Below are 1,910 nucleotides of genomic sequence, written 5' to 3'. Positions count from 1 at the left end.
CCGCCGTGGCCAAGCCGCCTTTTACGCATCTGCATGTGCACACGCAGTATTCGCTGCTGGATGGGGCGGCGCGGTTGAAGGACATGTTCGCGGCGTGTCGTGAGATGGGGATGTCGCATATCGCGATGACGGATCACGGGAACCTGCACGGGGCGTATGACTTCTTTGCGCAGGCGACGGCGGCGGGGGTGACGCCGATCATCGGGATCGAGGCGTATGTGGCGCCGGAGTCGCGGCGGAACAAGCGGAAGGTGCAGTGGGGGCAGCCGCATCAGAAGCGGGATGATGTGTCGGGTTCGGGTGGGTATACGCATAAGACGATCTGGGCGTCGTCTCGTACGGGTCTGCATAATTTGTTCCGGTTGTCGTCGGATGCGTACAAGGAGGGGTGGCTGCAGAAGTGGCCGCGGATGGACAAGGAGGTGATCGCCGAGCATGCGGAGGGGTTGATCGCTTCGACGGGGTGTCCGTCGGGTGAGGTGCAGACGCGGTTGCGGCTGGGGCAGTTCGACGAGGCGCTGGCGGCGGCTGCGGGGTATCAGGAGGTCTTCGGGAAGCAGCGGTATTTCCTGGAGTTGATGGATCACGGGATCGAGATCGAGCGGCGGGTGCGGGACGGGCTGCTGGAGATCGGGCGGAAGCTGGGGATTCCGCCGCTGGTGACGAACGACTCGCATTACACGTATGCGCAGGAGGCGGGGGCGCATGATGCGCTGCTGTGTATTCAGACGGGGAAGAATCTGTCGGATCCGGACCGGTTCCGGTTCGACGGGACGGGTTATTACCTGAAGTCGACCGAGGAGATGTATGCGGTCGATTCGTCGGATGCGTGGCAGGAGGGGTGTGCGAACACGCTGCTGGTGGCGGAGCAGATCGACACCGCCGGGTGGTTCGAGAAGCGGGACCTGATGCCCCGGTTCGAGGTCCCCGACGGCTACACCGAAGTCACCTGGTTCCAGGAGGAGGTCCGCCGCGGCATGGCCCGCCGCTACCCCGGCGGCGTCCCCGAGGACCGCCAGAAGCAGGCGGAGTACGAGATGGACGTCATCATCCAGATGGGGTTCCCGGGGTACTTCCTGGTGGTCGCGGACTTCATCATGTGGGCGAAGAACAACGGGATCGCGGTGGGGCCGGGGCGTGGTTCTGCGGCGGGTTCGATCGTGTCGTACGCGATGGGGATCACGGACCTGGATCCGATCGAGCACGGGCTGATCTTCGAGCGGTTCCTGAATCCGGAGCGGGTGTCGATGCCGGATGTGGACATCGACTTCGACGAGCGCAGGCGGGCGGAGGTGATCCGTTACGTCACGGAGAAATACGGTGCGGACAAGGTCGCGATGATCGGCACGTACGGGACGATCAAGGCGAAGAACGCGATCAAGGACTCCGCCCGGGTGCTGGGCTACCCGTACGCCATGGGCGACCGCATCACCAAGGCCATGCCCGCGGACGTCGGCGGCCACGGCATCGACCTCGCGGGGATCACCGACCCCGCGCACCCCCGGCACGCCGAGGCCGGCGAGGTCAGGTCGATGTACGAGAACGAGCCGGACGTGAAGAAGGTGATCGACACCGCGCGGGGCGTGGAGGGCCTGGTGCGGCAGATGGGCGTGCACGCCGCGGGTGTGATCATGTCCAGCGAGCCGATCGTGGACCACGTCCCGGTCTGGGTGCGGCACACCGACCAGGTGACGATCACGCAGTGGGACTACCCCACGTGCGAGTCGCTGGGCCTGCTGAAGATGGACTTCCTGGGCCTGCGGAACCTCACCATCATGGACGACGCCGTCAAGATGGTGAAGCAGAACAAGGGCAGGGACATCGACCTGCTCTCGCTGCCCCTCGACGACCCCACGACCTTCGAACTGCTGGGCCGCGGCGACACCCTCGGCGTCTTCCAGTTCGACGGC

The 1,910-nt window shown here is 65.3% G+C and carries 1 protein-coding gene; it reads left to right on the top strand.

The annotated features are described in order from the left end of the window. Positions 1–5: 5 nt before the first annotated feature. Positions 6–1,910 (top strand): DNA polymerase III subunit alpha (gene dnaE, locus ABD317_RS36440; protein WP_344296273.1); only part of this gene is annotated, 1,905 nt, incomplete at its 3' end.

This window comes from Streptomyces synnematoformans, from assembly GCF_039531005.1.
In the GTDB taxonomy this organism is placed as follows: domain Bacteria; phylum Actinomycetota; class Actinomycetes; order Streptomycetales; family Streptomycetaceae; genus Streptomyces; species Streptomyces synnematoformans.
This window is presented reverse-complemented; position numbering and strand designations above follow the sequence as displayed.